Origin of the sequence: Mesonia algae (assembly GCF_003253545.1) — a bacterium.
GTDB classification, from domain to species: Bacteria; Bacteroidota; Bacteroidia; order Flavobacteriales; family Flavobacteriaceae; genus Mesonia; species Mesonia algae.
Genome location: NZ_QKYV01000023.1, coordinates 1 through 3,629 on the forward strand (window position 1 = coordinate 1; position 3,629 = coordinate 3,629).

Below are 3,629 nucleotides of genomic sequence, written 5' to 3' on the forward strand. Positions count from 1 at the left end.
ACTCGTACGTGTAAGGGATCACTAATCTAAAACACGTTATAGTTCTCCTCTCTTTCTATATAAAGTTATTTAATACAAACTAAAGAAACACGTTAGCAAAAATAAAAACGAACATCGTGCCAATTCAATAAGTTAATGAAACTGAAAGAAAATGAATTTAAGCTTGAATATGTAATTGATTATGATAATCCAATTACTGTATCAGAATTCACAAATGCATTAAAAGCTATTTCGAATGAATACGAAAAGTTTTTATTTGACAAATATGGTTCAGAAAGACCTGAAGCAAAACTTTATGTAGAAGAAATAAAAAAAGGAAGTATAGTAGCTACATTAGTTGAATATTCAGCTGCTTTATTACCATTTTTAGGAGAAGTTAATACTGTTTTTGAATTCGGGAATTTTATCAAAAATTCTTACGATTATTTATTGGGAGATAAGGCGAAAAACGAAGACGACAAAAATCTTGATGCAAAAGACTTAACCAATCTCTTAAAGATTATTGAACCAGGAACTCACAAGAGCAATAATATTTCTATAGAAATTAAGGGAAAAAATAATACTTTAATATTAAATCCTTTAAATGCTAACGAAATTGAATCTCGAGCAATCAGAGATAAAATCAAGGAAGAACGAAAGGAATTATTAAATAAAGAAAAAACTATAAAACACAAACAAGCGATTTATTTAGAGCAAATAAAAAGAGATTTAGAATCTAAAAAAGGCAATAAAGGTGTTATTAAAGAATTAAACGAAAATAGCTTAAATATAATTTGGGAAAATGAAGATGAGAAGCAGAAAATGTTGAATTGTGATGATAACCCATTAAAAATGATATTTATTGTAGATGTTGAAATTATGGAAGTCAATTCTGAAACTAAGCTTTATAAAATAATCAAATTACACGAAATAATTGAACCTTAACAAATTACTTTTGCTAACACCGTATAAAAATAATTGCGGTTTAGTGCTTAATCAAAGGTCGTTGCGTGTTTGTAACGTCTGATTTTCCTTCGGAAAATCCTCGCATACAAACCCGCAACTATTCTTATACAAAACCGTTATGCTACATTTAGACAAAAATGACCGAAAGAGAAAACCATTTAATGTTTTGTAAATTTTGTTCAAAAAGCTCTAAGAGTTTGAACCTTGGAATTATTTGTTCACTAACTAATAAACAAGCTGATTTTTTTAACAAATGCGATGCTTATATAGAAAATTCAAAATCACTAGAATCGGAAAAAAAATCACTCGAATCACAAATTGATGAAAAATACGATAATATGAGAGATATAATTTCTTATGTTCTTGAGAATATTTTTGGAATTTACTTTTTTGATTCTATTTTTAAATCTAAATATGACTTTTTAAAAAAGGAACAAACTCAAAAATTAAAAATCCAAAACTCATATCAGCATATTAAAATCTTAATTTTAGTTTTTTTAATTTTAACTATTATTTGTATAATCAAGCTGTTTATAAATTATGATGAATTCTGGCCAAAATTTAGTGTTTTTACTTTAAGTGCGTTATTAATCAATTTATCAATCTTGAAATTAAGAAAACCTAAGATACTATTGACAACGGACTCAGAAGGCTTTACGTATTCTAACAAAAAAATTAAATGGAATGAAATTTTGGTTTACAAATCTGTGACAACAGAAGAAAGATATTCATACAAAAAAATAGCTCTTGGGACAAAATCGAGAGGAATAATTGAGATTGACATTTCTAATTTAAATATTGGAATTAAAGACTTTTTAAAAATTATAGAACTAAATAAAAACGTAGCATAACAATGTATAACCGCAATTACGGCGGATTCGACTACGTCCGAATCCACTCGGAATTGCTAACGTCAGTGCTTAACCGAAAATCATTAACTTTAATCCCGTAACTGACGGTTATACGAGACCGTTAGCCATAATTAAATAGAATCGTGAGAAAAGCAATTTTAATTCTACTACTGGCAATTACAAGTTGCAAGGAAAATAATACGAATCTGATTTACTCAACAGAAAAAAACGACTCGGAAAAAATACGTATAGAATTGCCTAAATTAAAAAAGTGGAAAGAATTATACTCTGACAAATTAGTTAAAAAAAGGTTTGACAAAAATTCAAATGAAGGAACTACAATTTTAGGTGTTTATTTAACTAACAAAATAGCAGAACAAAAAAACAATATAGATTATATAGATTTTACCGATTATTCAATATTATTTATAAGAGATCACGAACAGAAATGGAAAATCAAAAATACTGATCTAAAGAGAATCTTTGATATTCAAATAAAAAAAGCATCCATAAAAACAATTAACATTAAAGATGCAATAAACAGAGCTTATTCTGACTCTACATTTATAACAACTGAAAAACCATATTTGTTAAAAGATTACAGCAATCACGAAAGGTCGTTTTCTGCAATTAAATTGATTAAACCATATCCTGGTAATCACGATTATATTGTGACTTATGTGGTCAGTCTAATAAACATAAAAAATCATCTTGTATATTTAGGATATTACTTGGACTTTAATGGAATTGAATCAATTGAAAATGCCAAAAAGAATAATGATATAATTGTTACAGAATTTATTAAAGCAAACGAATAATAACTATGGCTAACACCGCATATAACAAATAGCTGCGTCTTTTCTAAAATGGAAATTTTAGTATATTTGGTAAAACGCCAAATCTTTTGATTTGGCGTTTTAAAAAGAAAAGATAAAAACAAAATACAAAAGTTTTGGCTTGTTGCGAGATTGAAAAATAACTCATAACTTCACGCTACTTGTCATATACACGCACGTTGCCACCAATTTGAAAAATGAAATTAACGACTATAATATTTATATCATTTTGATATTTAGTTGTAATTAAAACGTGAAATATAATAACCAAATGGGAATATTTGACAAACTTTTTGGAAAGAAAGAACCAGCCAAAAAAGAAGCACCAAAAGCTTACAATCAAGAAATTGAGAAAACCAGTGAAATGTTGGACAAAACAATATTCTGGAATATAGTTGACTCTTCGGTAAAGAATACTAAAAATCAAGATGCACAAGAAAGATTTTTAGTGAAAGAAATTGAAAAATTGACACCAAAACAAATGATTGGTTTTAGATTGAGGACTGACAAACTTCTTTACGACACATATAATTCTGAAATGTGGTGTGCAGGATATATAATGAATGAAGGTTGTTCTGACGATAAATTTGAATATTTTAGAAATTGGATAATATCACGAGGTAAAGACACTTATTATAAAGCAAAGGAAAATCCAGACAGTTTAATTTCGGAATTAGTAAAAGGCGAAGAATATTATGATTTTGAAAGTTTTTGGTATGTCGCATTAACAGCATTTGAAAATAAAACAGGAAAAGCATTATACGACTACATATCTGACGATTTCAAAACAAACGAAGAGAATTATTCAAATTTCGAGTTTACTTGGAAGGAGGAAGAGCCTGAGACTATGAAAGCGATTTGTCCGAGGTTATTTGAGAAAATGTGGAATTAAAAACTGGTGGCAACAAAGTACTGTGGTAAAAAACAAGTAAAAACTCACTAATTTTTAGCCAACGTACTTCTGTAAGAATCATCATATACTAGTCCTGATTTTGCA

4 protein-coding genes are annotated in these 3,629 nt (G+C 28.0%); all 4 read left to right on the forward strand.

Annotated features, from left to right (window positions below; translation table 11 throughout):
- Positions 1-135 precede the first annotated feature (135 nt).
- Positions 136-924: a hypothetical protein gene (locus tag LX95_RS14350; RefSeq protein WP_111542148.1), complete on the forward strand. Its 789-nt coding sequence runs from the start codon at positions 136-138 to the stop codon at positions 922-924.
- A 158-nt stretch (positions 925-1,082) separates the two neighbouring features.
- Positions 1,083-1,796 (forward strand): hypothetical protein, encoded by a 714-nt coding sequence (locus LX95_RS14355; RefSeq protein ID WP_111542149.1) that lies wholly within the window; start codon positions 1,083-1,085, stop codon positions 1,794-1,796.
- 143 nt (positions 1,797-1,939) lie between these two features.
- A complete protein-coding gene (locus tag LX95_RS14360) occupies positions 1,940-2,614 on the forward strand; it encodes a hypothetical protein (RefSeq protein ID WP_146240806.1) in 675 nt (224 codons plus the stop codon).
- A 289-nt stretch (positions 2,615-2,903) separates the two neighbouring features.
- Entirely contained in the window at positions 2,904-3,524 is a 621-nt protein-coding gene (locus tag LX95_RS14365) for a DUF4240 domain-containing protein (protein WP_111542151.1), read from the forward strand.
- Positions 3,525-3,629: the final 105 nt, after the last annotated feature.